We start from the raw sequence: 26600 nt of genomic DNA, 5'->3' as shown, positions 1-26600 counted from the left end.
ATACCAAGCCAGGAGTTTTCGCCGACATGGTCACCATCGCTATCATCGGTCGACCGAATGTCGGAAAATCGACCCTGTTCAACCGGCTGGTCGGGCGTCGGCTTGCCCTCGTCGACGACCAGCCGGGCGTGACCCGCGACCGGCGGCTCGGCGACGGCCGGCTCATGGACCTGACCTTTTCCATCGTCGATACGGCGGGCCTGGAGGAGGCCGGCGCCGATACTCTGGAAGGTCGCATGCGGGCCCAGACGGAGGCCGCGATCAAAGAAGCCGATCTCTGTCTCTTCATGATCGACGTGAAGAGCGGCCTGACGCCCCAGGATCACGACTTTGCGGATCTGCTGCGCAAGTCGGCCCGGCACGTCGTCCTCGTTGCCAACAAAGCGGAGGCGCGGGGTTCCGACGCGGGGCTTCTCGATGCCTATGCAATCGGTCTCGGCGAGCCTGTGGGGATTTCCGCCGAGCATGGCGAGGGGATGGGCGAACTGCGCGATGCCATGGTCGAGGCTCTTGGCCGGAACGCCTTCCGTCCCGAGCCCCGGCCGCGACGCGGCGGCGAAGATGGGTCGGAGGAAACCGACGCCGAATTGTCAGCCCTGCCGCCTGCTGACGAGGAGGAGGAAGAACCGGCCTACGACCCGACGAAACCGCTACGCATGGCGATCGTCGGCCGGCCCAACGCCGGCAAGTCCACCCTCATCAACCGCTTCCTCGGTGAAGACCGCCTGCTGACGGGGCCGGAGGCCGGCATCACACGGGATTCGATCTCGGTCGAATGGCAGTGGCGGGACCGGTTGATCAAGGTGTTCGACACGGCCGGCATGCGCCGGAAATCCCGCGTTCAGGAGAAGCTCGAAAAGCTCTCGGTCGCCGATGGTCTGCGGGCCATCCGCTTTGCCGAGGTGGTGGTCATCATCTTCGACGTCACCATACCGTTCGAACGTCAGGACCTGTCGATCGTCGATCTGATCGTCCGAGAAGGCCGGGCGCCGGTCATCGCCTTCAACAAATGGGACCTCGTCGAGGATCGCCAGCAGCTTCTGGCGGATCTGCGCGAAAAGACCGACCGTCTCCTGCCGCAGGTACGTGGCATCAAGGCGATCACGGTGTCGGGCGAGACGGGCGAGGGGATCGACCGCCTGATGCGCGCGGTGACCGAGACCCATGAGGTATGGAACCGCCGAATCGCCACCGCCAAATTGAATCAATGGCTTGAGGGGATGGTGGCAAAACATCCGCCGCCGGCGGTCGCCGGACGACGGGTTAACGTCAAGTATATGACGCAAATCAAGTCGCGACCACCGACTTTCATCATCTCCACGGCGCGTCCCGAAGCGCTTGGCGCAAGCTATACGCGCTACCTCGTCAACGGTTTACGCGAGCAATTCGGGTTCTTCGGCGTGCCGATCAGGTTAGCCCTGCGCAAGCCTCAGAACCCATTTGCCGGAAAACGCAAGCGGTCGTCTTGAAATCACCAAAATTCCTTAACCAAAAGACAAGGTTAATGGGGGATGTTTTCTAGGCATCTGTGGAAAGTTTGTAACACGCAATTGGGGGCGTGATGACGGATGAGGGGCGAGCGGCTGTCGGCCGTGGGCGACGTCGTCTAGGTCGTATGGCCGGTCGGATAGGGGTGATCATGTTGGCGGGCACGGTGCTTGTGGGGACAAGCGCCACGCGGGCCGCCTATCAGGACATGACGAGCTTCGTTGGTGGGGTTCACAAGATCGAGCGTTGGCATGCCTTCCTCGTTCCGGCCTCTTCGGGCGGCATCACGATCGCCGATCTTGCCTATTCGGCAGACGAGGGTGCGAAGAAGATCGCCGCTCGCGAGGCGGCCGAACGGTTTGCCAAGCGCATGGCTCAGATCGCCGAAGGCGACGAGCCGCGGATCGTCCGCACGGCCAAGTCTGGACGCGTGGTCGCCGAACGCCTGAATGGAAGCATGCCCCCGCGCGGCTTCTCGGCGGGTTCGATCCTCGATCGGCAAAGCCTTCTCGGGTCGCGGGTCGCGGGTGGCGAGGCGCGCATTCGCAACGCCTTCTCCAAGGTCGAGCAATCGACCAAGGACTCCGTCGCACTGGCGATGAGCTTTCAGCTCCAGGGACCGCCGAGGTTCGAGACGCCGAAGAACCGCAAGCTCAAGGTTGAAGACAAGGTGATGCTTGCATCCCTGAAGCCTTCGGTCGACGACACGAATGCCCTCGGCTACGCGCCGTCGGAATCCTCTGCGACCGGGCGTGCCTCCTCGATGTTCGAGCGGGTGCTGAAGGATCAGCCGGAAGTCTTCATTCCGCCGATTTCGGAGAAGGATCACGCCTGGGCCGCGACGCCTCTGCCGGAAAAAGCCTACAGCAAGGCCGAACAGAAATGCCTCGCCAATGGCATCTATTTCGAGGCACGCGGCGAGTCCTCGGAAGGGCAGGCGGCGGTTGCCCAGGTCATCCTGAACCGGGTCCGCAATCCCGCCTATCCGAATACGATCTGCGGCGTCGTCTATCAGAACAAGAATTGGCGCAATCGCTGTCAGTTCTCCTTCGCCTGCGACGGCGCGAAGGACCGCATCCGCGACGCTGGGTCCTATTCACGGGCCAAGAAGATCGCCGACAAGGTCACAAACGGTGAAATCTGGCTCGCCGAAGTCGGATCGGCTACGCATTACCACGCCAATTACGTGAGCCCCCGCTGGGCACGGGCGATGGAGCGGGTCGACAAGATCGGCCGCCACATCTTCTACCGCACCTACAACGGCGGAATGTGAGGCTGTAGAAACGGCCTCTGCCCGCCATCGGTGCGGAGTTCATGGGGTCTCGGCGGATATCCGGCGAGGCCGTGCTTGGAACTTGCCCCTTGAGCGGCAAGTGGCGGCGGAATTTTCTCCGAACGGCTTTCCAGCCCGGTACGCGATCGTCTAAGTCTTTGCCCGAATCGAGAAATCGCGGCGGGCAGGGACCATGGCTCAAGACACCAAGAAACTCCATCAGATCCTGACGGCGCAGCCGGTCGTGCCCGTGGTCGCCGTCGAAAGCGCGGCCGCGGGTGTTTCGCTTGCCCGGGCGCTTGCGGCCGGTGGGATCCGCTCGATCGAGGTGACGCTCAGGACGCCGGCCGCCCTCGAGGCCATCAAGGCCATCCGAAGCGAGGTCCCCGAGGCGATCTGCGGGGCTGGCACGATCCTCTCGCCGAAGCAGTTCGAGGCCGCCGAGACAGCCGGAGCGCAGTTCATCGTCTCGCCGGGCGCGACGGTGGAGATTCTCGACGCGGCGCGCGACAGCGATATCCCGCTTCTTCCCGGTTCGGCGACGCCGAGCGAGATGATGGCGATGCTGCAGGAAGGCTACGAGATCCTGAAATTCTTCCCCGCCGAGCAGATCGGCGGAGCGGCGCTCCTCAAGTCCCTCGCGCCGGTCATCCCCTCCCTGAAGTTCTGTCCGACCGGCGGCATCTCGACAAAGAATGTCGGCGACTACCTGGCGCTGCCGAACGTGCTCTGCGTTGGCGGCTCGTGGCTCGCGCCGAAGGACAAGGTCGCGGCCGAAGACTGGGCAGGCATCGAGGCGCTGGCCCGCGAAGCGGCTGCTCTCGGCAAGGCGTAATGGGGTCGGGGCAATAACGCCCGTGCCCGGAGAATAGCGCTTGACGCTCGCGCCGTCCGGCGGCAATGTCCGGTTCGGTCGCGGGTGTAGTTCAGTGGTAGAACGCAAGCTTCCCAAGCTTGATGTCGTGGGTTCGATCCCCATCGCCCGCTCCAGTCTTCCTGAGGGAAGGACCGAACGTTTGCCAGCCTCGTCTTGCGGGCGAATGGGAGCAGGTTCGAGCTTCGAGTTCGGATTTTGATAGCGGCATCGCCCGCAGCGTCTTTTCTTGAAACACTTTTTTCGCGTCTTCACTCTCGAGGTGTGCGAGTCGGCGAGGGCGCGGACTGTGCGCCACGATCAGTCCTTCACGCGTGGACTAAAGAGCATTGACACTTCCGTTGGGTTAGCCGTATTTTTCGCCGGCTATCTGGGAGTTCTCCATGCCGCCGAAATCGCGCAATGCCAAAGTACTGCTGGCCGCCTGTACCTCGCTGCTGGCGGGAAGCGCCTGCACGACAACGGCTGAGCAACAGGAGGAGGTTCGCCAGCCCTATCGCATTCAGACGCCGCGCGAGGATTTCGAGGAGCAGTCGCGAAAGAGGGCAAACCAGAGACAGAATGTGATGGAGCGTTTCCGCTCGCAATACTGAGTGGAGGCAATATCGATATTCCAGCTTCTGTGTCTTGAGTACGCGCCTGCAGTTTTCTGTCGTTGTCACGAACTATAATTACGGGCATTTTCTTTCGGAGTGCATCGAGAGCGTTCTCGGGCAGACGGTGCCCGCTGCAGAACTGATCGTCGTCGATGACGGTTCGACGGATAGTTCCGGTGCAGTGCTTGATGGTTATGAGCGCAATGGTTCGCTCAAGGTCATTCGGCTCTCGAATTGGGGGCAGACGGGCGCGATCAATGTCGGCTTCGCAGCTACGACCGGCGAGGTCGTGCTCTTCCTCGACGCCGACGACAGGCTCTATCCCCACGCACTGGAGACACTGGCGCTGGCATGGTCGCACGACCTTGCCATGCTCTCTTTCCCGCTGAGCCTGATCGACAGCTTCGGCAAGACCGTCGGCGCCTATCGCGAGGTGACGATCGATGGCGACAACCTTCCGCCGCTGATCGCGCGCGGAACGATCGCGCACTATCCGACCTCGGGCAACGCGTTTCGCCGGTCGGCGATCGCGCCTGCGTTCCCGATCCCGGCGGCGGACTGGCCGATCTCCACCGATGCCCTGCTCATCCGGCTGGCGACCCTTTCGGGCAAGACGCGGGTCCTGCCCCAAGAACTCGGCGCGTACCGGGTTCACGGCGCCAACAACTATTTCACTTCGGGTCTCTCGGATCGGCTCGTGGAGGAGCGAGCGCTTCGGCACATGGCGCTCGCATCGCGCTACCTCGCCTTCGACGCGCCCCCGGCCACGCATCCCGATCCGGCATCCGTGAGGCTTGCCTTTGCGATCCAGGCGGTAAAACTCACCTTGTGGCGGGCCTTGGTCGCCGACAATTTCGGCGGATCGGCGCAGGCCGTTCGCGCCATTCTCCGAGGTCTGTCCGAGCGACGCGGTCTTCCACCAGTGCGATGGCGGGTTCTGACGGCCCTGGCGCCGCTCGGGATCAGCGACCGGGTGAACCGCAGACTGGCCGAGCGGGTGCGTTTCCGCGAGTCGCGCAGCGCGTTCCTTGACGATTTCGTCCATGCGGTTCTGGGGCGGCGGCTCAGGGGGCTGATGCGAAGCGCTGAACGACTGCGCCAAGCCGAGCCGGTCATCGGACGGCTGGAAGCCGAGCGGGACCAGGTGCGGCTTTACCGTTTGCTTCCCGCTGTGGATTGGCATTTCTCGGCCTATGAAAGCGGCTTCGTCACACGCGGCCGCGACGCGGCGATCACGATCGCCCTTCCGGCCAGCCATCAACCGCTGCTCGTCCGATTGGAACTGCGAGCACTGGCCTGGGCCAAGGAGGAGGGTCTGCGCGCGATCCTCTTGCAGGACGGCGTCGCGATGGCGTCTCGCGAGTTCTCCGGCCGCACCGCGATCGAAATGACGGTGCCGTCCTCGATGCTGCTCGAGCCCCGGAGCCTTGATCTCGAATTGCGGGTGGAGCCGCTCTTCGGTTCATTTGCCAGATCGCTGAAACGTCTCGGCCAGCAGCCAGGGATCGTGACGCTCGATGCGCTGGAAGTGCTTCCGGCCGCAAAGCCCCAGCCCGCCAAGACGCTTTCCATGAACGCGATGGTGCCCTTCGACGCGATCGGCCCTTCGATCTCTGCCGAAGCCGACGATACCGGCTCTGGCGGCTGTGTGCTTTCGTCCTCGCCTGCCACGCTTTCGGTGGTGCCGCCCGACATGGCGAGGCCGCCGGATCTCGCCATCCGCTTCAGGCAGGATCAGCCGCCGGCCTGGCTCAACATCTTCCAGGAAGGCGATCTCGTGTTCGACGGGACGGCGCTACCTGGTGGCACGATCCGCTTCGCGCTTCTGCCTGCAGACCGAGCCCGCGAAACGCCGCTCGCCATCGACCTTCTCGTGAATTTCCAGGAAATCGACGCGCCGGCTGCATCAAAGCAGACGCTCGCGATCGACTCCCTCGGCTTTGCCGGCGCGGCCTATGGCGGCCGGATGTTCGTCGGCTGGTCGGACGAGGAGGGGGCCTGGCCGCTTGCTCTCGGCGCCCGGCTGACCGGAAAGGATGAGCGGCAGTTCGAGCGCCACTTCATCGAGGGCTGGCTGCGGGCCGAGGATGGGGCCGTCACGTTGGCCGGATTGATGGGCGCGATCGTCCTGCGGCGGGCACTCGGCGAAACCGGACACGTGCGCGTTCACCTCTCCGTCGACATTCCGCCCGAGCGCCTGGCGGCGGGCCGGCCTCTTCTGGCCATTGAGATCGGCGACGAGCGTGTCTTCGAGGATTTTGTCGGCGAGCATGTCGAGCTTTCTCTCGACATGCCCGAGACGGTTCATGGGCGCGAAATCCAGATCGAACTCTTCGCCGGGCTAATCATCGCAGGGCCGGAAGCCGAGCCGTTTCCGTCGGGCCTCATCTTCAACTGGCTCGAACTGCAACCTGTGCTGATCGAGGAGGGACAACGCGCGGAGCTGGCATCTGCTGGGATGCGCCCGAAGGGAAATGCACCTCTCGGGTCTGTCGAACTGGCAGGCGCCCATGTTCGCCAGACTTCGTCGAGCGGCTCTCTATTGGTGACCCTGGGGGCGGTGGGCCAGGACGAATTGTCAGACCCGGCGCATGGATCGGCCGCAGGGGATTACCAGGCTGAATTGGCCGGGTTGAGCGCAGGGGCGATCCGGGCTCTCGCCAGCGATGCGCAGATCATCCGACGCTTACTGGCGCTCGCATCAGCTTCGAGTGAACGCGCCGCGGCGGGGGGGCGCTGGTTTTCGCACTCACCGGACGACCCGGTAGAGCTCCGTCTGCGCATGCTGTTTTCGGCCATCCTCTCCGGTCCCGCCTGGCGGTGCTTCGATCCAAGCGCGCTCGCGGGCATTCCCGAGATCCTCATTCTCGAACCCGATCCCTTCGCCGCCTATCTCACGGCGCCTGGCGGCATCCTCCGTGCGCCCGCCGATCAACGGGCCTTCATGGACTATCTGCTGGCTCTGGTCGAAGCTGTCCGAGCCCGACTGCTGGCCTGTCCGCCCGATAGTGCCGGGTTCCGGTTTGTCAGATCCGTGCTCCGGCACATGGCGGGGCGTCCTTTGCTGTTCGGAGACGCCAATCTCCGGCCTTTCGTTGCGGCCTATGGACGTGCGGAAGCGACGTTGCTTCTGATGTCGGGCGTCGACGTCTTCACTCCTCCGCTGCCTGAACTGCGGCGGGCGGGCAATGATGGCCGCTTGAGCGTGGGAGTCATTCTTCGCAATCTCGCGGATTCGCCGGAAGCAGCTCTGCTTTTCGGCATGTTTGGTGGTCTCGATCCCGACAGATTCGCCGTCACCGTCTACACTGACGCGTCGGGCCCTCGACTGGAGGAAGCCAGCCAGACCTTCGCGCGCGTGGTCGACATCTCCGGCATGCCGATCGACCATCTGCCGGTCGCGATCCAGAATGCCCGGCATCACATCGTGGCGCTCGGCAGCTTCACCTGCGGATACAGTGACATCAACCATGTCTTCGCCCATCGACTGGCGCCTGTGCAGTTGATCACGAGCGGGGTCAGCCCGGCGAGCAGCGGTCTGCCCTCGGTCGCTCACGCGCTTTCCTCCCGCCTCTGCGAGCCGCCGGACGCGGCCGAGCACTACACCGAGCGCCTGACGCTCTGGGACGAACCGGCCCAGTGCTTCGCCTTCAGCCCCGAGACCGAAAGCATCCTCACAGACCCCGGCACCAACCGGGCGATCCTGCGGCGCCGGCTCGGCGTGCCGCTCGATCGAACGCTCGCCGTCAGCGGTGCGATGGCGGAGAAGATCGGCGAGCCGCTTCTCTCAAGCTGGATCGAAATCCTGAGCCGAACGCCCGGCGCGGTTCTCGTCCTCTATCCCTTCGCAGCGAACTGGGCCGGGACGCGGTGGAGTGACGAATTCCGCGCCGATGTCTCGCGGCATCTTGCAGGTGCCGGGCTTGGCGAAGACCGCATACTCATCCTCGACACGATCTCCCATGCCGACGTGATCCGGCTGCTGCTGGCTGCCGATCTCTATCTCGACAGCTTCGCTTATGCGGGCGCGACGACGGTGGTCGAGGCTTTGCGCGCGAGCCTTCCGGTCGTGGCGTTGCGCGGGACGACGCAGAGGGGTCTGCAGGGTGCGGGATGGCTCGACGCCCACGGGCTTTCGTCCTATGCGGCGGAAACGGCCGAAGCCTATGTCGAAACCGCCTGCATGCTGCTCTCCTCGGCGGAGGCGCGCGACAATGCGCGGCGCGAGGTTGCCGATGCAGTCGCATCTCACGAAGCGCTCCACGATCCCAGGGTTTTTGGCAAGCGCTTCGGTTGGTGGCTGGAGACCATTGCCGAAGAAGCCGGCGTTCCGGCACGGCAACGAAGACCTGCGCCGCGACAACGCCAACCGCTCTACCTTTTCCATCATCTTCCCAAGACGGGTGGAACGAGCGTCACACAAGCGCTGAAGAGTGGCTTCGAGATCGTCTATGATTATCGCGAGCCTTGGTCCGATGTGGCGCCCGAGCGGAAGGACCTGGACATGCTCACTCCTCGCCAGCTTCTATGCGGGCATTTCGACGCGCCAGAGGAGATGCGACTCTGGCGGCGCTATCCTGAAATTCTGGCCAGTCCGGACTGGCGCGTTTTCACCTTCGTTCGCGACCCGCTCGAGCGCGCGATCTCGGATTATTTCTACCAGAAGCATCACCGCCGTCAGGATCCGGCGTTTCGGGCTGAAAGCCTTTCGGATTATCTCCGGGTGTACGAGGGAGGCCTGGCCGACCACTTCGGTTGTGCCGAGACCGATTGGCGCGAGGCGCTGGACCGGTACTGGTTCATCGGAACCCAGGAGCGTCTGGACGAATGCCTGATACATCTGGCGAAGGTCATGGGGCTTCAACTTCCAGATGTCTTGCCGCGCGCCAATGTTTCGCTGCGTGATGAAGTCTCTTGCGATGAAGCGATCACGGTGTTTGCACAAAATCATGCTCTTGACTATGAAATATACCGCTTCGTAAGTTCGAAACTCGACCGCCTCCTTTCGAAAGCTCGTCGGTAACGGGAGGAGTTTTACTCGATGACTGATAGTTCTGCTGCCATGCACAAAGTCATCGCCCCGATCAGGGCCGCAACCTCTTCGCTCTGGCCGCGGCTTCGCGGCGGCTTCCGGTCGTTGTTCCCAAGCCGCTCGCCCGTTCTGCCGCGGGCGGCTCTGAAGCACGTGGCGGCTCTTTGCACCGGCGTTTTAGTGGTGCTTGCCGTGGCGCAGACCTCGCTGGCCTCGGAGGGGCAGCGGCGTGTCGCTCTCGTGATCGGCAATGGCGCCTATTCAGATATCAATGCACTTCCCAATCCCGCCAATGATGCGCGTGACCTTGCCGCCAAGCTCGAATCGATCGGTTTCGAGGTGACGCTCGGGATTGATGTCGGCCACAGCGCGTTTCGCGACAAGATGCGCGAGTTCGTGCGCAACATGGAGAATGCGAAGGTCTCGCTATTTTTCTATGCCGGCCATGGCATCCAGGCGAATGACGAGAACTATGCGATCCCGATCGACGCCGATATCGAGCGGACATCGGATCTCGACATCGAAGCGATTGCCATCGAGCGCGTTCTCGAACTCATGGAGCGGATGACGGAGACGAGCATCGTCTTTCTCGACGCCTGCCGTGACAATCCGCTGTCGCGCCGCTTCGCCGTCCGCGGCGGCAAGACGCGTTCGACGGGCGGCGAGCAAGGGCTCGCGCCGCAGGAGATCGCGACCGGGACCTATCTCGCCTATTCGACCGCGCCCGGCCATGTCGCGCTCGATGGAACGGGTCGGAACAGCCCGTTCACCACGGCGCTCCTCAAGCACATCGGCACGCCCAACACGGACATCCGCCTGATGATGGACGACGTGCGCGAGGACGTCTACGTGACCACCAAGGGCTCGCAGCTTCCCTGGGAGCGCAATTCGCTGATCGGCCGCTTCTTCTTCGTGCGCGATGATGCCGACCGCGAACGCCAGCAGCGGATTGCCGCGGCGATCGAGGCCGAGAACCAGGCGCTGCGGGCATGGAACGAACTCAGCCAGAGCCGCGACGTGGCTGCGATCGAGGCCTTCCGCCAGCGCTTTCCGGGCAGCGCCTTCGACGACATCGCCGCCGCTCGCATCGCGTCGATCGAGGAGATGAAGCGCCAGTCGACGGCTCGCGCGCTGGGTGACCAGGAACTGGCCTCTTGGCAGGAAGCGCTGCGCCTGGGCTCGAAGGAGGCGCTGAACGGCTACCTTCGCGATTATCCCGGCGGTCAGTTCGCCGAACTTGCCGAGACTTATCTCGAGACGATCGACAAGGCTGCCGTCGTGAACGCGGACGCCCTTAGGGTTTCGGCAGAACGCCAGGCCTTCGAGGCGGCTCTCCGCCAAGGCACGAGCGGGGCTTTCGAGGCGTTCAAGCGCGCTCACCCTGCCAGCGCCTATGGCGAACTCGCGGACGAGCTTTTGGCAAAGCTCGATGCCCCCGTACCGGCAGCGATTGCCGATAATACGCCGGCAGCGCCTCCGGATTTCGAGACGCTCTACTGGCAGACGATCCGCGACAGCACGATGGCTGCCGATTTTGCAACCTATCAGCGGCTCTATCCCCGGGGCAAATACACCGATCTCGCCTCCGAACGCCTGCAGGCCCTGGAGCGCTCCGGTGAGGTGAAGGATTATTTCGGGGCCGACAAGAACGAATTCCTGACCCGCGCGCAGCTTCGCGCCAAGGCCATGGCGCAATATGACCGGCTCCCGGTCCAGTTCGTCCAGTACGGGCTGGTGTCGCTGGGGTTCCCTGTCGGCGAGGTCAACGGCATTCTCGACGGGCGCACGCGGCGCGCCATCCGCCAGTATCAGGCCTCGATCAGTTCCGAGCAAAGTGGCGTGCTGACGGCCCAGCAGACCTTGAACCTTCTGTTCGAAGCGGCCTCCGCGGGGGACGATTTCGCCCAGACGGGCATCGGCACCATGCTGGCGGAAGGTTTCGGCATCGAGCAGGATTATGGGCTTGCGCGGCTCTGGTTGGAACTGGCGGCCGGGCAGGGTAACCCCTACGCCAAGGCCAATCTCGGACTTCTGTATCGCGATGGCCTCGGCGGCGGAAAGGATGTCGAGAAGGCGCGGGGGCTTCTCCGCGAGGCCGCGGCAGCCGGGATCGAGCCGGCCGCGCGGGCGCTGCGGGCCTTGTGAGGGCAGGGGACGCATGACGGCGTTGCCCGAGAATATCCGCGTGTTTGCGTGCGTTTTCATCGCCGCGCTGCTCGGCACTATTGCCGACAGCGATGTCGCTCACTCCCAACTCATCCTCCCCGCACCCGAAACCGTCGAAGCCCGCGACTGCGCCGAATGTCCCGAACTCGTGCAGCTGCCGAGCGGGCTGTTCATCAGCCGCGCTCCGATCACGCTTGAGGAGTTTCGCGTCTTCGCGGCCGAAACCGGCTACGGGCGTGGCGGCTGGGGTTGCAACTGGGATTACGCCCATATCGAGCAGGAGCCGGACCATCCTGCCGTCTGCCTGACCTTCGAGGATGCGTCCGCCTACGCCGACTGGCTGGCGAAGAAGACCGGCCGGGCCTACCGCCTGCCCAGCTTGAGCGAGATGCGCTATGCGGCGCTCGCCAACAGCCCGGACAGCTATTGGTGGGGCCGCAGCGTCGGCAAGAACCGCGCCAATTGCGTGGTCTGCGGCTCGCCATACGACGGCAAGGGCACGTCTCCTGTCTCGACCTTCCCGCCAAACGATTTCGGCCTCTACGACGCGGTCGGAAATGCCTGGATCTGGACCGGCACATGCGTTGCCGAAGACGATTGCTCGGAGCATTTTCTCGTCGGGGGTGGTTGGTCGAGCCCGCCGGCCGATCTGCGGGTTTCCAAGACGATCTCGAACACCGCCAACGTGCCCTATAACAACTACGGAATGCGGGTCGTCAGGCCCGAATAGCGACCTCAACATCACTGGCGGATCGCCCGGAGCGGATCATGATTGCCCCCTACATCGCATCGACAGCTCGGATCTTCGGCGCGGTTCCGTTTGCGCTTGTGGCTCTCCTCTTCGGCTTGCCGGCGGCGCATGCTGTGGAAGAGTACCAGGACTGTCCAACCTGCCCGGTCATGGTGAAGATGGACTCGGGGCCGGACTTTGCCAAATTTGCCGTGACGCGCGATCAGTTCGCGGAATTCGCCGCGACACAGGATCCATATGAAAAGGGCTGCTTCCGCTGGCGCGACACCGGCTGGTTCAGGGATGAGGAAGCGACCTGGGACCAGCCCGGTTTCGAGCAGACCGGCGACCATCCGGTTGTCTGCGTCAGCTGGCTCGATGCGACGGCCTATGCCGAATGGCTATCGGAAAAGACCGGTCAGCTCTATCGCCTCCCATCCGTCGAGGAATCGATCGCGGCCGCCTCGGCCGGCGCCACGACGAAATATATCTGGGGCGACGACGCTGACGGGGCCTGCCTCTACGCCAATGTCGGGGACCAGTCGCTCAAGGGACCGTATCCGCAGGCCAAGCAGTATATTGGCTGTGACGACGGCTATGTGCACACCGCGCCTGTCGGTTCCTTCAAGCCCAACGCGCTTGGCCTCTATGACGTCTATGGCAACAGCTGGGAATGGACGAATTCATGTCTGAAAGGCGATTGCGCCAACGCCATCTTCCGGGGCGGAGCCTGGAACGACATCTGGCAGAACCAGTTCGAGGTCGGCTACAGCTTCGGCGACCGGATCGTCGTGCGCAGCGGCGGGCTCGGTTTCCGCGTCGTTCGCGATTGACGACGCGATGTCCATTGCTCTGGTAACGGGTGGCGGCGGCCTCGTCGGATCGGAAGCGGTCGAATTCTTGTCCAGGCAGGGTCTCAATGTGGTCGGCATCGAGAACGACATGCGCGCGAGCTATTTCGGGGCGGAGGCTTCCGTCGCGTGGCGGGTCGGCGAGCTCGAGCGATCGCGCCAGGGCTTCCGCTGCCTTTCCCTCGACATAAGGGACCGGGACGGCATCGACCGGCTGGTCAAGGATCTGGGGCAGGATCTCAGCCTCGTCGTCCATGCCGCGGCACAGCCTTCCCATGACTGGGCAGCCAGCGATCCGGCGACGGATTTCGCGGTCAACGCCGGCGGGACCCAGAACCTTCTCGAGGCGGTAAGGCACCATGCGCCCGAGGCGGCTTTCGTTTATCTCTCGACCAACAAGCTTTATGGCGACACGCCGAACCGTCTGCCGCTCGTCGAGCGCGAAACGCGATGGGAAGTCGCGGACGATCATCCCTTCGCCGCCCATGGCATCGACGAGTCCATGTCGATCGACCAGACCACCCACAGCCTGTTCGGGGTTTCGAAACTGGCGGCCGATCTAATGGTGCAGGAATATGGCCGCTATTTCGGCATGAACACGGTGTGCCTGCGTTGCGGCTGCCTTACCGGCGGTGCCCATGCCGGTGCCGAGCAGCACGGCTTCCTGTCCTATCTCATGCGCTGCACCCTGTCGGGAAAGCCCTATGTGGTTCACGGCTACAAGGGCAAGCAGGTGCGCGACAATCTGCATGTCGGCGATCTCATGCAGGCGATCTGGGCCTATGCGGAAAAGCCGGCTCCGGCGAAGGTCTACAATATGGGGGGCGGGTGCGGCGCGAGCTGTTCGATCCTCGAAGCGATCGCGCTTTCCGAGCAGATCGCCGGCCGGAATCTCGCCTGGCGCTATTCCGACGAGAACCGCGTCGGCGACCACATCTGGTGGATCAGCGACACCGGGCGGTTTCGTGCGGATTATCCGACATTTTCTGTCACGCGCGACGTCGAATGGACCTTGAACGAAATCCGCGACACGGCAGGTCGCCGGTGGTCGTCAGAAGGTCGGTAGAGCCCGTTGAGAAACCCCATGAGCGACAGCCGGATCCTGGTGACGGGCGGTGCAGGCTTCCTTGGCTCGCATCTCTGCGAGCGCCTTCTCAAGGAAGATGGCGAGGTCTTGTGCCTCGACAACTACTTCACCGGCCGCCGGCGCAACGTCGCCCATCTCATCGCCGATCCGCGCTTCGAGCTGATGCGTCACGACGTGACCTTTCCGATCTATGTCGAGGTGGACCAGATCTACAATCTCGCCTGTCCCGCCTCGCCGATCCACTACCAGCACGATCCCGTCCAGACGACCAAGACCAGCGTTCACGGCGCGATCAACATGCTGGGGCTCGCCAAGCGCTGCCGCGCCCGGATCTTCCAGGCGTCCACTTCCGAAGTCTACGGCGATCCGACTGTCCACCCACAGCCGGAAGACTATTGGGGCAACGTCAATCCGATCGGTCCGCGCTCCTGCTATGACGAGGGCAAGCGCTGCGCCGAGACACTGTTCTTCGATTATCACCGCCAGCACCGTCTCGACGTGAAGGTCGCGCGGATCTTCAACACCTACGGGCCGCGCATGCATCCGAATGACGGCCGCGTGGTCTCGAACTTCATCGTCCAGGCGCTGAAGGGCGAGGAGATCACCATCTATGGCGATGGCGAGCAGACCCGTTCCTTCTGCTATGTTTCGGACCTGATCGAGGCGATCGTCCGGTTCATGGCAACGGGCCGGGACGTGCCCGGGCCGATCAATCTCGGCAATCCGGCCGAATGCACGGTGACCGAACTGGCCGAGACAATCCTCCGCCTCACGGATTCCGGGTCGCGGATCGTCTACCGGCCCCTGCCGGCGGACGACCCGCGCCAGCGCCAGCCTGACATCACGAAGGCACGCGACGTGCTCGGCTGGGAGCCGAAGGTCGGTCTGGAGGACGGGCTGAAGGAAACGATCGCCTACTTTCGGTCGAGCCTGACAAACTGAGCGGCGCCCGGCTGGACCGGGCACCGCTCGCCACCCTGCGCGCGCCGACCTGTCAGGTCTGGCCGTAGCGATAAGGCCGTCCGGCCTTCTGCATGTCCTCATTGTATTTCTTGAAGATCTCGACGACCTTCGCCTTGGTTTCCGATTCCTGGGCGATCTCGTCCCAGAAAGTGCGTGCCTTTTCCTCGACCGTGTCCCATTCGGCGTCGGGAATGGAGGTGAGTTCGAGCTTGTCGCCATTGACACGCAAATAGGCTTCGCCGCCCCAGTACCAGTACTGGCGGTAGTAGTGGGACTGGGCGAAGGCGAGCTTCAGTAGCTCCTGAAGGTCTTCCGGCACTTCGTTCCAGCGCTCCATATTCGCGAAGAAATGGCCGATCCAGGCGCCGGAAATGTTGTTGGTCAGGAAGTAGTTGGTCACGTCGGCCCAGCCGACCGTGTAGTCCTCGGTGATGCCGGACCAGGCGATGCCGTCGAGTTCGCCGGTCTGGAGGGCGACTTCCACATCTTCCCAAGGGAGCGTGACCGGCACGACACCAAATTGCGACATGAAGCGGCCGGCCGTCGGGAAGGTGAAGACCCGCTTGCCCTGAAGGTCCGCGAGGCTGCGGATCGGTTCCTTGGTGGCGAAGTGGCAGGGATCCCAGGCGCCGGCCGAGATGTGCTTGACGCCGACCTTTTCGTATTCGGCTTCCCAGATTTCCTTGAGCCCGTAGCGCTCGAAAAGCACGGGCACGTCGAGCGAATAGCGGCAGCCGAACGGGAAATAGCCGCCGAACACGGTGACTTCGGTCGGCGAGGCCATGGAATCGTCGTCCGACTGGACGGCGTCGATCGTGCCACGTTGCATGGCCTGGAAGAGTTCGCCGGTCGGGACGAGCTGATCGGCAAAGAACAGCTCGATCTGCATGCGATCGCCGGCGATCATGTTGAACGAATCGATCGCGGGCTTGATCACGTGTTCGGCGAGCGCCGGCCCGGCATAGGTCTGCAGCCGCCAGCGGATGGTGCTCTGGGCGATCGCCGGCTTTGCCAGTGCCGCTGCAGGGGCCGCTGCCGCGGCTCCGATGAGGAATTTGCGTCTGTCGGTCGTCATGCCTCTCTCCTTCTGGTCGGGGGCGGGAAAACAAGGGCTTTCGGCGCCGGGCTCATTGTCCGTAGACAGCGTGCGGCAGCCACAATGCGATTTCCGGAAAGGCGATGATGATCGCGAGCGCGACGACCATGACCGCGACGAAGGGGATGATCGATCGGTAGATGTCGCCGATGGCGATCTCGGGCGGCGACATGGCGCGCATCAGGAAGAGGTTGTAGCCGAAGGGCGGCGTCATGTAGGCGATCTGGGTGGTGATCGTGTAGAGCACGCCGTACCAGACGAGATCGTAGCCCAGCGCGCCGACCAGCGGCACGTAGAGCGGCGCGACGATGACGAGCATCGCCGTATCGTCGAGGAACGTCCCCATCACGATGAAGGACAGCTGCATCAGGATCAGGATCATCAGCGGCGACAGGCCGAGCTGTTCGGTGAACAGGCTCTCGATCGCGCGGACCGCGCCGAGGCCGTCGAACACCGCGCCGAAGGCAAGTGCTGCCAGGATGATCCACATGAACATGCAGGTGATGCCGAGCGTCTGGCGCACCGAGACCTCGAAGACCTGCCAGGTCATCCGGCCCTTGACCACGGCCGCGAGAAAGGCGGCGATCGCGCCGATTGCAGAGCTTTCGACGAGCGACGTCCAGCCGTTGATGAAGGGGACCATCATCGTCGCGAAGATGAAGACCGGCAGCAGCCCCGCTCTCAAAAGGCGCAGCTTTTCCGGCCAGCCGACATTGCGCTCCTCTTTCGACAGGGTCGGCCCGAGCGCCGGGTTCAGCCGGCAGCGGATCGCAATATAGAGGATGAACAGGGCGGCCATCAAAAGGCCGGGCAGGACGCCGGCGAGCCAGAGCTGGCCGACCGGCTGCCGTGCGATCATGGCGTAGAGCACCAGCACCACGGAGGGCGGCACGAGGATGCCGAGTGACGATCCGGCCTGGATGACGCCGGTCACCATGAGCTTGTCGTAGTTGCGTTTCAGGAGTTCCGGCAGCGCGATGGTCGCGCCGATCGCCATGCCGGCGACCGACAGGCCGTTCATTGCCGAAATCAGCACCATCAGGCCGATCGTGCCGATCGCCAGCCCACCGCTGATCCCGCCCATCCAGACATGGAACATCCGGTAGAGATCGTCGGCGATGCGCGATTCCGACAGGATGTAGCCCATGAAGACGAACATCGGCACTGTCAGGAGCGGATACCACCGCATCACCTTGATCGCCTGCGAGAAGGCGAGGTCGTAGCCGCCGCGGTCCCCCCACAGGGCCAGCGCCGCAATGACCGCGACGAAGCCGATCGCGCCGAAGACGCGCTGGCCGCTGAGGAGCAGCGCCATCATGGCCGAGAACATCAGGATGGCGATCAGCTCGTAGCTCACCGGGGGTTGCCCTCGCCGATCTTCGCGCTGTCGCCCGATCGGTCTTCGTCAGGTGTATGACCCGGAGGCGTCTCGCCGCGGATGCGCAGGAGGTCCTTGGCGAGTTCGGACAGCGCCTGCAGGATCATCAGCACGATGCCGATGCACAAGACGAGCTTGATCGGCCAGAGATAGGGACGCCAGGCCGTGCGGCTGCGCTCGCCATATTCGAGCGCATAGGCCGTGCTTTCCCATGCGCCCCACATCAGGACGACCAGATAGGCGAGGAGGCAGAAGACGGTGACCGCATCCACCATGGCTTTGCGGCGCGGCGACCATTTCTCGTAGAGAAGGTCCATCCGGACATTGGCGCCCATCTGAATGGAATAGGGCCCGCCCAGAAAGAAATAGGCGACCATCGCGAATTGCGCGGATTCAAGCGTCCACAGCGACGGGACGAGGGCGACCTTGGAGATCGACGACCAGAGCAGAATCGCCATCATGGCGAAGACGCCGTACATCACGACGCGGCCGATCCGGTAGTTCACGGCGTCGACCACACGGATGAAGCGGCGCAGCACGTTCATCCGGCAGGGCGCCGCGATTGAAGGCACTGCCGGGCCATTGTTCGCCACGAGCGGAGGGGGGAATACGGCGCCACGATCGCGCTAGCGTTTCCCGCGCTCGGAGGAGCGGATCGGTCAGATGATGAATGACAAGGCAGTGCGGGGCGATGCATAGCAAAAAGTCAATACGCCCATCCTCGCCGTGTCAAGCGCGTTGTTCACCAGATGGGAGTATGCCAGGACCATCCAGCGCATCCAGCGCATCCAGCGCATCCAGCGCATCGAGCGCAGCGCAGGACTACTGGCATACGATTTGGTATGTGGATGAGGCGCAGCGGAGTATTCGGGCGGCTGATCCGCTCCACGCCGGTCAGTACCGGCCGATCGGCCGAAGCGTGCGATCAATCCGACGCGAGCGGCAGGCAAGAAGACAATCCGCACTCGCATCCAGGGGGCGCTATCTTCTGAAGTTCGTCATCCTCGGGCTTGTCTCGAGGATCTACTCTCCGTCGCGCAGCAGGGCCATTGGAAATGCCCTTCCTCCCACGGAGAGGCCGACGAACATCCTTGGTGGATCCTCGGGACAAGCCCGAGGATGACGACCTGGAAGGGAAGCGCTCAAGAACTCAGGCCCCTCGAAACGATGCGCCCGGACGGGTGAAGCATGGCTGACGATCAGACGCGCCGCCGCCGACCGGGCCGCCACCTCAAAGGCGCTCGATGATCTCCGCGCGTCCTTCGTCACCCTCGGCGGCGCCGAGTTCCACGAGACGCGGGATGATCTCCGCCACGTCATCGATCACCAAAGGGCGCACCCTTTGTGCGGTATGGATGAACCCTTCGGCGCTCATGTGGTCGAAGAGTCGGGCGAGGGGATCCCAGAAACCCTCGATATTGGCGATGACCACTGGCTTCTCGTGCTGGCCGAGCTGGCTCCAGGTCATGATCTCGACCAGCTCTTCCAGTGTGCCGATGCCGCCGGGAAGCGCCACGAAGGCATCGGAACGCTGAAACATCAGATGTTTGCGCTCGTGCATGTCTTCGGTGACGACGAGTTCGTCGAGATGCTGCAGCTCGCGCTCGGTCGCTTCCATGTCGATCAGGAAGCGCGGGATGATACCGGTGACCTGGCCACCGCTCTCCTTCACCGCATCGGAGACCGCGCCCATGATGCCGCGGGTCCCCCCGCCATAGACGAGGCGAATGCCGGCTTCGCCGAGCGCTGAACCCAGCTTGCGGGCCGCATCGCCATAGGCCGGGCTCCGGCCGGATGACGAGCCGCAATACACACAGACGGATTGAATCTGATTCATGAAAAAAGGGTCCGATGTGAGCGGCTGGAAATCAAGCGCAAATGCGGCCGTCGGCGGAGCCGTCTAGACCCACTCGATCTTGTTGCCATGAGCGTGCAGCAGCCGGTCATGGGGAATGTCGATCCGGGCGGCTTCCTGGCCCGGCACGTTTCCGTAGAGCGCCAGAAAACTCCGTGTGACGCCGCCATGAGCGACGAGGACCGTGGGTTCCGTGATGGATTCGAAGACCGGTTTGGCGCGTTCGGCGAGCATGGCGTAGGATTCCGCCTTCTCGCCCGGCGGCACGAAGCCCCATTTGTCCTTCTTGCGCTTGGCGAGACCTTCCGCATCGAATTCGGCGATCTGATCCATGGTATGGCCCTGCCAGTCGCCGAAATCGAGTTCGACCAGCCGGTCGTCCGTCTCGAAATCGTCGGGATCGAGGCTCATTTCGCCACGCAGGATACGCATTGTGTTCATCGCGCGACCGAGAGGGCTGGCCAGGAAACGGAACTCGCCGAGCCGATTGCGCAGAACGTTGCGCAGATAGCGGCCATTCCGCCGCGCCTGCGACTGACCAAGAGCGTTCAACGGAATCTCGACCTGGCCCTGAAGCCGCCCCTCGGCATTCCATTCGGTCTGCCCGTGCCGGCATACAAAGAGTTCCGGCATTTCGCCGAGATTCGCTTCGATCATCTGTTTGAACGTTCCAATGGTCAGGGAAGATCTTTCACAACCGAAATATCCGGAGCATCTACCGCTTTCATGCCGACGGTATGATATCCGCAATCCACATGATGCACCTCGCCTGTCACGCCACGCGACATGTCGGACAGGAGGTAAAGGGCTGCCTGGCCAACTTCGTCAATCGTGACGGAGCGTTTGAGCGGCGCATTATACTCGTTCCATTTGAGGATATAGCGGAAGTCGCCGATGCCCGAGGCGGCCAGCGTCTTGATCGGGCCGGCAGAGATCGCGTTGACGCGGATCGCCTTGCCTCCGAGATCGACCGCGAGATAGCGCACCGACGCTTCGAGAGCGGCCTTGGCGACGCCCATGACGTTGTAGTGCGGCATCACCTTCTCGGCGCCGTAGTAGGTGAGCGTGAGGATCGAACCACCCTCGCTCATCAGCTTTTCCGCCCGTGCGGTGATCGACGTCAGCGAGTAGACCGACACGTCCATTGTCTTGCGGAAATTCTCGCGGCTCGTCTCGACATAGCGACCGGTCAGCTCGTCCTTGTCGGAAAAGGCGATGGCATGGACGAGAAAGTCGATCTTGCCCCAACGGGCTTCCAGATCGGCAAAGACGGCTTCGATGGTGGATTCGTCGGTCACGTCGCAATGGCCGGCCAGCACCGCGCCGAGTTCGTCGGCGAGCGGACCGACTCGCTTCTTCAGCGCGTCGCCCTGATAGGTAAGGGCGATCTCGGCGCCCTCGTCAGCCAGAGCCTTGGCGATTCCCCAGGCGATGGAGCGGTTGTTGGCGACGCCCATGACGAGGCCGCGCTTGCCTTTCATCAGACCGTTCGCTGAAGCCATGGCGCGTGATCCTCCGGGGAAATCTTCGTATTCGTTATGCGGCGGCGGGTATGGCACAGGCGACCGGACCCTTCAAGCATCCGGGCAGAGACCGCAGAAACAGATGCCGGGAATGGCCTCAACCGGCCGCCGGCTCCTTGGCCGCGCGCTCGCGCATGAGCGCCTCCAGTTCGCGGTCGCCCTCCGGCAGGATGATCTGCATCTGGACGAAAAGATCGCCGCGTCCGCCCGCCTTGGTTGTCAGGCCCTTGCCGCGCAGGCGGAAGGTCTTGCCCGAATTCGACCAGGCGGGAACGTTCAGCGCCACGCGACCGTCGAGCGTCTCGACCTCGACGCGTCCGCCCAGAACCGCCTGACGGAGCGGCACGGAAACATTGCAGCGCAGGTCGCGGCCTTCCACCTTGAAGCGCGCATGCGGGGCGAAGCGGATGGTGATCAGGGCGTCGCCCGGCTGTCCGCCGGCGAGCGGGGCCGGCTGGCCCTGGCCCTTGAGGCGGATCTGCTTGCCGTCCTCGACGCCTGCCGGCAGGCGAATCGCGAGCTTCTTGCCTGAGGCGAAACCGACCTCGACCTTTTCACCGGAGACCACGTCCTCGAGATCGATGGTCAGCTCGGCGGTGATGTCCGCACCCTTCGTCGCGCCGGCTCGCGCGCCAGAAAAACCGCCGCGAGACGCACGCTTGGCGCCCGAACCGCCGAACGCACCGTCAAAGAAGCTCGAGAAGATGCTGTCTGCATCGAAGTCCTCGGCATTGGTGGAAGAGCGGAACTCGAATCCGCCTGGCCGCGATCGGGCACCGCCGCCTCCTCCGAAGGGGCCGCCGGCGCCGAACGGGTCACCGCCGCCTGGGAAACCCTGGAATTTCGGTTTGCCGTCGGCATCGATTTCGCCACGGTCGAACTGGGCACGCTTTTCCTTGTCGCCGAGGATCTCATAGGCCTGATTGGCCTCGTTGAAACGCGCTGCGGCGGTGGAATCATTGGAATTGGCGTCGGGATGGTACTTCTTCGCCAGCTTGCGAAATGCCGATTTGATCTCCTTTTCGCTCGCCGACTTCGCGACGCCGAGGACTGAATAGGGATCACGCATAGGCTTTCTGGTCCTTCGGGATGGGCGCAAAGAATGGCGGCGGCGCGCGGGGCGCCGTCTGTTCACAAACTATATGAGCGTTGAATCTGAGGAATTGAAGTGCATTGGCGCGCAAAGAGCGCGAAATGTGCCGGTTCACGCCGCAGCCAGTCGCGCTCAGACCTTGGCGAAATCGATCAGGACCCACTCGCCCGACGCATCGGTGCAGGCGCGTCCTTCGTAAAGGCCGATCCCGTCGAATCGCTGTCGCGACGTCTGGAAGCTGCGACAGATCTCTTCGCCGTCGCGCTGTTCGGACAGTTTGCTGATGACGCCATTCGATCCGGTCAGCGGGTTCGACCAGGCATAGCGTCCGTTGCCCCCTTCCAAGCGGGCTGAAGAAACGGCATTGCGAACGATGCGCCCGTCCGACTTCACGTCGGGGTCAGCTGGTGCCGGTTCGATCGAGCCGGTGATCGTGGGATCAACGAGCGCGGCCCCGATGTCCGGTCCTGCGACCACGCAGCCGGACAGGCCAAGGGACAGGAGAACAGCTGGGACGATCTTGTATCGCGACATCGGTCTTCAAAGACACCAGAATGGGCGAATACCGCGGACCGGACGAATCGTCGTCAGCCGCGACTTTCAGGCAGGGTATAACATGAACGACAAATCCTTAACGCTCGATGAAGCCATGGTCGGGGACGATCCGGTCGCCTTTTTCCGAAGGTGGCTGCAGGAAGCGGAGGAGAGCGAACCTAACGATTCCAACGCGGTGGCGCTGGCAAGTGTCGATGAAACGGGTCTGCCCGACGTCAGGATGGTGCTTCTGAAGGGAGTCGATGAACGCGGCTTCGTCTTCTACACCAATTTCGAGAGCGCCAAGGGCCGCCAGATCCTCTCGGTGCGCAAGGCGGCGATGTGCTTTCACTGGAAGAGCCGGCGCCGCCAGGTTAGACTCCGCGGCGATGTCGAGATCGTCAGCGACGACGAGGCCGACGCCTATTACGCGTCACGCCCCCGGGGCAGCCGCATCGGCGCCTGGGCCTCGGCCCAGTCGCGGCCACTAGAAAGCCGCGACATGCTGGCTGCGCGGGTTGAAGAATTGCGCGAGAAGTTCGGCGAGGACGAGATCCCGCGGCCGGCTCACTGGTCTGGTTTCCGCCTGCTCCCAGTGTCGATCGAGTTCTGGCAGGACGGGGCCTTTCGCCTGCACGATCGCATCGCCTTCACGCGATCGAGCCTGGACGCTGCCTGGTCCATCGAGCGGCTGTATCCCTGAGGCGTCAGTCAGCGTCGCAGAACTGCGTCGTTCCGGTGGCCGTCAACATTGCCACAGGAGCGAGCTTTCGTGTATGTGCCGAACGGTTATCACAGTTGGAGTCTTGCCGTGGCTGGAGCCCCGAAATTCGATATCTCTGAAGCTGCCGAGATGGATTATCCGGAGCATGAGAAGACCTATGGCCTGTTTCTTGGCATGTTCAAATGGGGCACGATCGCTGTCGTGATCATCCTGATCCTGATGGCGATCTTCCTACTCTAAGACCAACCCAAAGCCGGAAAGGCACCGTCGGGGGGAATATGGGAGGAAAGATCCGTTGAAATTGTTCGTGCCGAAGGAGCGCGATCCTGCGGAAACGCGGGTCGCGGCCTCGCCCGATACGGTCAAGAAACTGGCCGGCAAGGGCATCGAGATTGTTGTCGAAAGCGGTGCGGGCGAGCATTCGCGCATCCCCGACGAGGCCTTTGCGGAAGCGGGCGCCAAGATCGGCGGGAATGCCGACGCGGGCGCTGCCGACGTTGTCCTGAAGGTGCGCCGGCCGAACGCCGAGGAGCTTTCCACCTACAAGAAGGGCGCTCTCGTCATCGCCTCCATGGATCCCTATGGCCGCGACGACGAGGTCAAGGCAATGGCGGATGCGGGCATCCTCGCCTTCGCCATGGAGTTCATGCCGCGCATCACCCGTGCCCAGGTGATGGACGTCCTGTCCTCCCAGGCCAATCTGTCCGGGTACCGGGCGGTGATCGATGCTGCCCACGAATTCGATCGCGCCTTCCCGATGATGATGACGGCGGCGGGCACGGTTCCGGCCGCGCGTGTCTTCGTCATGGGTGCCGGCGTGGCCGGGCTGCAGGCGATCGCCACCGCCAAGCGTCTCGGCGCGGTCGTCACCGCGACCGACGTCCGCCCCGCCGCCAAGGAACAGGTGGAATCGCTCGGCGGCAAGTTCGTCGCCGTCGAGGACGAAGAGTTCAAGGCGGCCGAGACGGCCGGCGGCTACGCCAAGGAGATGTCCAAGGAGTATCAGGCCAAGCAGGCCGATCTCGTCGCTTCGCACATCGCCAAGCAGGACATCGTCATCACCACCGCACTCATTCCGGGCCGGCCCGCGCCGCGGCTGGTCTCGAAAGAGATGGTCCAGTCGATGAAGCCGGGCTCCATCCTCGTCGATCTGGCGGTCGAGCGCGGCGGCAATGTCGAGGGATCGGCGCCCGGCGAGATCGTCTCGGTCGGGCCGGTCAAGATCATCGGGCATATCAACGTGCCTGGTCGCGTCGCCTCCAGCGCCTCGCTGCTCTACGCCAAGAACCTGATGGCGTTCCTCGAGACGATGATCGACAAGGACAGCGGCGAACTGAAGATCGACTTCGACGATCAGCTCGTGAAGGCAACGCTTCTGACCCGCGACGGCAAGGTGGTTCATCCGAACTTCGCCCCCGCCGAAGAGGAAAAGAAAGAAGCATCCGGGGGAGGAGCGTAATGGAGAACGAAACCGCACGGGATGTGCTGCAGCGCCTGAACGACGCGGGTGCGGCCATCCGCGACGCGCGTGGGGGCGTCGAGCGCATGATGGGCGAGGGGGTCGGCGAAGCGGCGGGCGCCGTCGGCCATGCCGTCACCGGCACCGATCCCTTCATCTTCCATTTCGCCATCTTCATCCTGGCGATCTTCGTCGGCTACTACGTCGTCTGGTCGGTGACGCCGGCACTCCACACGCCGCTGATGTCGGTCACCAACGCGATCTCCTCGGTGATTATCGTCGGCGCGCTCCTGGCCGTCGGACTGTCGGCTTCCGGCCTCGCGGCGACCTTCGGTTTCGTCGCGCTGATCCTGGCATCGGTTAACATCTTCGGCGGCTTCCTCGTCACCCAGCGCATGCTGGCGATGTACAAGAAAAAGCAGAAATGAGGCGGTGACCGATCATGTCTGAATCTTCCGCCGCTTTTCTCTATCTCGTCTCCGGCGTTCTCTTCATCCTCGCTCTTCGGGGCCTGAGCCATCCGACCACCAGCCGCCAGGGTAACTGGATGGGCATGGCCGGCATGGCGATCGCCATCCTGACCACGCTGTTCCTGGCCGGGCCGTCTTTCGGCGGTCTCGTTCTGATCGTGCTCGGCATCGCCATCGGTGGTGCTGCCGGTGCGATGATCGCCAAGCGCATCGCCATGACGGCGATGCCGCAGCTCGTCGCCGCGTTCCACTCGCTGGTCGGCCTTGCCGCCGTCATGGTCGCGGCCGCCGCCCTCTACGCGCCGGAATCCATGGGAATCGGCACGATCGGAGCGATCCACGGCCAGGCGCTGGTCGAAATGTCGATCGGCGTTGCAATCGGCGCGATCACCTTTACCGGTTCCGTCATCGCCTTTCTGAAACTCGACGGACGCATGAGCGGCAAGCCGATCATGCTTCCGATGCGCCATGCCATCAACATCGCGCTCGGCATCCTGTTGATCGTGCTGGTCATCTGGTTTGCGGCCTCGGAAAGCCACGCGCTGTTCTGGCTCGTGGTCCTCGTTTCGCTGGTTCTCGGCGTGCTTCTGATCATCCCGATCGGCGGAGCGGACATGCCGGTCGTCGTCTCGATGCTGAACTCCTATTCGGGCTGGGCGGCAGCGGGCATCGGCTTCACCCTCCAGAACCTTGCGCTGATCATCACGGGTGCGCTGGTGGGATCGTCCGGCGCGATCCTCTCCTACATCATGTGCAAGGGGATGAACCGCTCCTTCATCTCGGTCATTCTCGGCGGCTTCGGCGGCGAGAGCGGGCCGGCGGGCGCCGACGATCTCGGCGATCGCACGATCAAGCAGGGCTCGGCCGACGACGCGGCCTATCTCATGGCGAACGCGTCCAGGGTCATCATCGTGCCGGGTTACGGCATGGCGGTCGCCCAGGCGCAGCATGCGCTGCGCGAGATGGCCGACAAGCTGAAGGAGGAAGGCGTGGAGGTGAAATACGCCATCCATCCGGTGGCGGGCCGCATGCCGGGGCACATGAATGTGCTTCTGGCCGAGGCGAACGTTCCCTATGACGACGTCTTCGAGCTGGAAGATATCAATTCCGAATTCTCCCAGTCCGACGTCGCCTTCGTCATCGGCGCCAACGACGTGACCAATCCGGCCGCGCGCGACGACAAATCCTCGCCGATCTACGGCATGCCGATCCTGAACGTCGACCAGGCCCAGACCTGCCTGTTCGTCAAGCGCTCGCTCGGCTCCGGCTATGCCGGCATCGACAACACGTTGTTCTACAAGGACAACACGATGATGCTTCTGGCCGACGCCAAGAAGATGGTCGAGGACATCGTCAAGGCGCTGGACCACTGACCACGGCGTCGTCGATCGCAGGTCTGGTCGACGGT

At 63.4% G+C, this 26600-nt stretch carries 23 protein-coding genes and 1 tRNA gene; 16 read left to right on the top strand and 8 right to left on the bottom strand.

Annotated features, from left to right (window positions below; all coding sequences use genetic code 11):
• Window positions 1-26 precede the first annotated feature (26 nt).
• The 11 genes from der (at window position 27) to MF134_RS02915 (ending at window position 15039) form a co-directional block, all read left to right on the top strand.
• Window positions 27-1469, top strand: coding sequence for a ribosome biogenesis GTPase Der (gene der, locus MF134_RS02965; RefSeq protein ID WP_255337887.1), 1443 nt, complete (start codon window positions 27-29; stop codon window positions 1467-1469).
• 170 nt (window positions 1470-1639) lie between these two features.
• Window positions 1640-2761, top strand: coding sequence for a cell wall hydrolase (locus MF134_RS02960; protein WP_255337886.1), 1122 nt, complete (start codon window positions 1640-1642; stop codon window positions 2759-2761).
• 193 nt (window positions 2762-2954) lie between these two features.
• Window positions 2955-3596, top strand: a complete 642-nt coding sequence (gene eda, locus MF134_RS02955) for a bifunctional 4-hydroxy-2-oxoglutarate aldolase/2-dehydro-3-deoxy-phosphogluconate aldolase (RefSeq protein ID WP_255337885.1) — start codon at window positions 2955-2957, stop codon at window positions 3594-3596.
• Window positions 3597-3676: 80 nt separating this feature from the next.
• Window positions 3677-3751 (top strand) — tRNA-Gly (locus MF134_RS02950).
• Window positions 3752-4018: 267 nt separating this feature from the next.
• Window positions 4019-4228 carry a hypothetical protein gene (locus tag MF134_RS02945; RefSeq protein ID WP_255337884.1) on the top strand — a complete coding sequence of 70 codons (210 nt, stop codon included), beginning with the start codon at window positions 4019-4021 and terminating at the stop codon, window positions 4226-4228.
• A gap of 34 nt (window positions 4229-4262) precedes the next feature.
• The gene (locus tag MF134_RS02940) at window positions 4263-9254 is read left to right on the top strand and encodes a glycosyltransferase (protein WP_255337883.1); all 4992 of its coding nucleotides are present in this window, start codon (window positions 4263-4265) and stop codon (window positions 9252-9254) included.
• A gap of 18 nt (window positions 9255-9272) precedes the next feature.
• Complete coding sequence (locus tag MF134_RS02935) at window positions 9273-11408, top strand: caspase family protein (RefSeq protein WP_255337882.1); 2136 nt, start codon at window positions 9273-9275, stop codon at window positions 11406-11408.
• 13 nt (window positions 11409-11421) lie between these two features.
• A complete protein-coding gene (locus MF134_RS02930) occupies window positions 11422-12159 on the top strand; it encodes a formylglycine-generating enzyme family protein (RefSeq protein WP_255337881.1) in 738 nt (245 codons plus the stop codon).
• Window positions 12160-12197: 38 nt separating this feature from the next.
• Window positions 12198-12992 carry a formylglycine-generating enzyme family protein gene (locus tag MF134_RS02925; RefSeq protein WP_255337880.1) on the top strand — a complete coding sequence of 265 codons (795 nt, stop codon included), beginning with the start codon at window positions 12198-12200 and terminating at the stop codon, window positions 12990-12992.
• Window positions 12993-12999: 7 nt separating this feature from the next.
• Window positions 13000-14076 carry an NAD-dependent epimerase/dehydratase family protein gene (locus tag MF134_RS02920; RefSeq protein ID WP_255337879.1) on the top strand — a complete coding sequence of 359 codons (1077 nt, stop codon included), beginning with the start codon at window positions 13000-13002 and terminating at the stop codon, window positions 14074-14076.
• A gap of 18 nt (window positions 14077-14094) precedes the next feature.
• Window positions 14095-15039 (top strand): UDP-glucuronic acid decarboxylase family protein, encoded by a 945-nt coding sequence (locus MF134_RS02915; RefSeq protein WP_255337878.1) that lies wholly within the window; start codon window positions 14095-14097, stop codon window positions 15037-15039.
• Between the two features lie 52 nt (window positions 15040-15091).
• Here MF134_RS02915 and MF134_RS02910 read toward each other — a convergent pair whose 3' ends face one another.
• The 8 genes from MF134_RS02910 to MF134_RS02875 all read right to left on the bottom strand — a co-directional run bounded on the left by MF134_RS02910 (window position 15092) and on the right by MF134_RS02875 (window position 22539).
• Window positions 15092-16135: a TRAP transporter substrate-binding protein gene (locus tag MF134_RS02910; RefSeq protein WP_255337877.1), complete on the bottom strand. Its 1044-nt coding sequence runs from the start codon at window positions 16133-16135 to the stop codon at window positions 15092-15094.
• 52 nt (window positions 16136-16187) lie between these two features.
• Window positions 16188-17513, bottom strand: a complete 1326-nt coding sequence (locus MF134_RS02905) for a TRAP transporter large permease (RefSeq protein WP_255337876.1) — start codon at window positions 17511-17513, stop codon at window positions 16188-16190.
• The gene (locus tag MF134_RS02900) at window positions 17510-18106 is read right to left on the bottom strand and encodes a TRAP transporter small permease subunit (RefSeq protein ID WP_369695402.1); all 597 of its coding nucleotides are present in this window, start codon (window positions 18104-18106) and stop codon (window positions 17510-17512) included. The genes MF134_RS02905 and MF134_RS02900 overlap by 4 nt, the downstream gene beginning before the upstream one ends.
• Before the next feature lie 659 nt (window positions 18107-18765).
• The gene (locus MF134_RS02895; RefSeq protein WP_255337875.1) at window positions 18766-19371 is read right to left on the bottom strand and encodes an LOG family protein; all 606 of its coding nucleotides are present in this window, start codon (window positions 19369-19371) and stop codon (window positions 18766-18768) included.
• Between the two features lie 63 nt (window positions 19372-19434).
• The gene (locus MF134_RS02890) at window positions 19435-20046 is read right to left on the bottom strand and encodes a histidine phosphatase family protein (RefSeq protein ID WP_255337874.1); all 612 of its coding nucleotides are present in this window, start codon (window positions 20044-20046) and stop codon (window positions 19435-19437) included.
• Between the two features lie 20 nt (window positions 20047-20066).
• Window positions 20067-20891 carry an enoyl-ACP reductase FabI gene (gene fabI / locus MF134_RS02885; protein WP_255337873.1) on the bottom strand — a complete coding sequence of 275 codons (825 nt, stop codon included), beginning with the start codon at window positions 20889-20891 and terminating at the stop codon, window positions 20067-20069.
• 118 nt (window positions 20892-21009) lie between these two features.
• The gene (locus MF134_RS02880) at window positions 21010-21981 is read right to left on the bottom strand and encodes a DnaJ C-terminal domain-containing protein (RefSeq protein ID WP_255337872.1); all 972 of its coding nucleotides are present in this window, start codon (window positions 21979-21981) and stop codon (window positions 21010-21012) included.
• Between the two features lie 156 nt (window positions 21982-22137).
• Window positions 22138-22539 (bottom strand): RT0821/Lpp0805 family surface protein, encoded by a 402-nt coding sequence (locus tag MF134_RS02875; RefSeq protein WP_255337871.1) that lies wholly within the window; start codon window positions 22537-22539, stop codon window positions 22138-22140.
• 82 nt (window positions 22540-22621) lie between these two features.
• On the opposite strand from MF134_RS02875, the gene pdxH reads away from it, so the two are divergent.
• The 5 genes from pdxH (at window position 22622) to MF134_RS02850 (ending at window position 26565) form a co-directional block, all read left to right on the top strand.
• A complete protein-coding gene (pdxH, locus tag MF134_RS02870; RefSeq protein ID WP_255337870.1) occupies window positions 22622-23242 on the top strand; it encodes a pyridoxamine 5'-phosphate oxidase in 621 nt (206 codons plus the stop codon).
• Window positions 23243-23350: 108 nt separating this feature from the next.
• A complete protein-coding gene (locus tag MF134_RS02865) occupies window positions 23351-23503 on the top strand; it encodes an aa3-type cytochrome c oxidase subunit IV (RefSeq protein ID WP_255337869.1) in 153 nt (50 codons plus the stop codon).
• A 55-nt stretch (window positions 23504-23558) separates the two neighbouring features.
• On the top strand, window positions 23559-24722 hold the full coding sequence (locus MF134_RS02860; protein WP_255337868.1) for a Re/Si-specific NAD(P)(+) transhydrogenase subunit alpha: 1164 nt from the start codon (window positions 23559-23561) through the stop codon (window positions 24720-24722).
• Window positions 24722-25150 carry a proton-translocating transhydrogenase family protein gene (locus MF134_RS02855; RefSeq protein WP_255337867.1) on the top strand — a complete coding sequence of 143 codons (429 nt, stop codon included), beginning with the start codon at window positions 24722-24724 and terminating at the stop codon, window positions 25148-25150. Before MF134_RS02860 ends, MF134_RS02855 begins: the two co-directional genes overlap by 1 nt.
• Window positions 25151-25164: 14 nt before the next feature.
• A complete protein-coding gene (locus tag MF134_RS02850) occupies window positions 25165-26565 on the top strand; it encodes an NAD(P)(+) transhydrogenase (Re/Si-specific) subunit beta (protein ID WP_255337866.1) in 1401 nt (466 codons plus the stop codon).
• Window positions 26566-26600 lie beyond the last annotated feature (35 nt).

The organism is Jiella marina, from assembly GCF_024359545.1.
GTDB lineage: Bacteria > Pseudomonadota > Alphaproteobacteria > Rhizobiales > Rhizobiaceae > Jiella.
This window is presented reverse-complemented; position numbering and strand designations above follow the sequence as displayed.

What these genes read in the sequence shown, in the direction of transcription:
- der (WP_255337887.1), top strand. Translation starts at nt 27, where the DNA reads ATGGTCACCATCGCTATCATCGGTCGACCGAATGTCGGAAAATCGACC.
- MF134_RS02960 (WP_255337886.1), top strand. Translation starts at nt 1,640, where the DNA reads ATGTTGGCGGGCACGGTGCTTGTGGGGACAAGCGCCACGCGGGCCGCC.
- eda (WP_255337885.1), top strand. Translation starts at nt 2,955, where the DNA reads ATGGCTCAAGACACCAAGAAACTCCATCAGATCCTGACGGCGCAGCCG.
- MF134_RS02945 (WP_255337884.1), top strand. Translation starts at nt 4,019, where the DNA reads ATGCCGCCGAAATCGCGCAATGCCAAAGTACTGCTGGCCGCCTGTACC.
- MF134_RS02935 (WP_255337882.1), top strand. Translation starts at nt 9,273, where the DNA reads ATGACTGATAGTTCTGCTGCCATGCACAAAGTCATCGCCCCGATCAGG.
- MF134_RS02930 (WP_255337881.1), top strand. Translation starts at nt 11,422, where the DNA reads ATGACGGCGTTGCCCGAGAATATCCGCGTGTTTGCGTGCGTTTTCATC.
- MF134_RS02925 (WP_255337880.1), top strand. Translation starts at nt 12,198, where the DNA reads ATGATTGCCCCCTACATCGCATCGACAGCTCGGATCTTCGGCGCGGTT.
- MF134_RS02920 (WP_255337879.1), top strand. Translation starts at nt 13,000, where the DNA reads ATGTCCATTGCTCTGGTAACGGGTGGCGGCGGCCTCGTCGGATCGGAA.
- MF134_RS02915 (WP_255337878.1), top strand. Translation starts at nt 14,095, where the DNA reads ATGAGCGACAGCCGGATCCTGGTGACGGGCGGTGCAGGCTTCCTTGGC.
- MF134_RS02910 (WP_255337877.1), bottom strand. Translation starts at nt 16,135, where the DNA reads ATGACGACCGACAGACGCAAATTCCTCATCGGAGCCGCGGCAGCGGCC.
- MF134_RS02895 (WP_255337875.1), bottom strand. Translation starts at nt 19,371, where the DNA reads ATGAATCAGATTCAATCCGTCTGTGTGTATTGCGGCTCGTCATCCGGC.
- MF134_RS02890 (WP_255337874.1), bottom strand. Translation starts at nt 20,046, where the DNA reads ATGATCGAAGCGAATCTCGGCGAAATGCCGGAACTCTTTGTATGCCGG.
- fabI (WP_255337873.1), bottom strand. Translation starts at nt 20,891, where the DNA reads ATGGCTTCAGCGAACGGTCTGATGAAAGGCAAGCGCGGCCTCGTCATG.
- MF134_RS02880 (WP_255337872.1), bottom strand. Translation starts at nt 21,981, where the DNA reads ATGCGTGATCCCTATTCAGTCCTCGGCGTCGCGAAGTCGGCGAGCGAA.
- MF134_RS02875 (WP_255337871.1), bottom strand. Translation starts at nt 22,539, where the DNA reads ATGTCGCGATACAAGATCGTCCCAGCTGTTCTCCTGTCCCTTGGCCTG.
- pdxH (WP_255337870.1), top strand. Translation starts at nt 22,622, where the DNA reads ATGAACGACAAATCCTTAACGCTCGATGAAGCCATGGTCGGGGACGAT.
- MF134_RS02855 (WP_255337867.1), top strand. Translation starts at nt 24,722, where the DNA reads ATGGAGAACGAAACCGCACGGGATGTGCTGCAGCGCCTGAACGACGCG.
- MF134_RS02850 (WP_255337866.1), top strand. Translation starts at nt 25,165, where the DNA reads ATGTCTGAATCTTCCGCCGCTTTTCTCTATCTCGTCTCCGGCGTTCTC.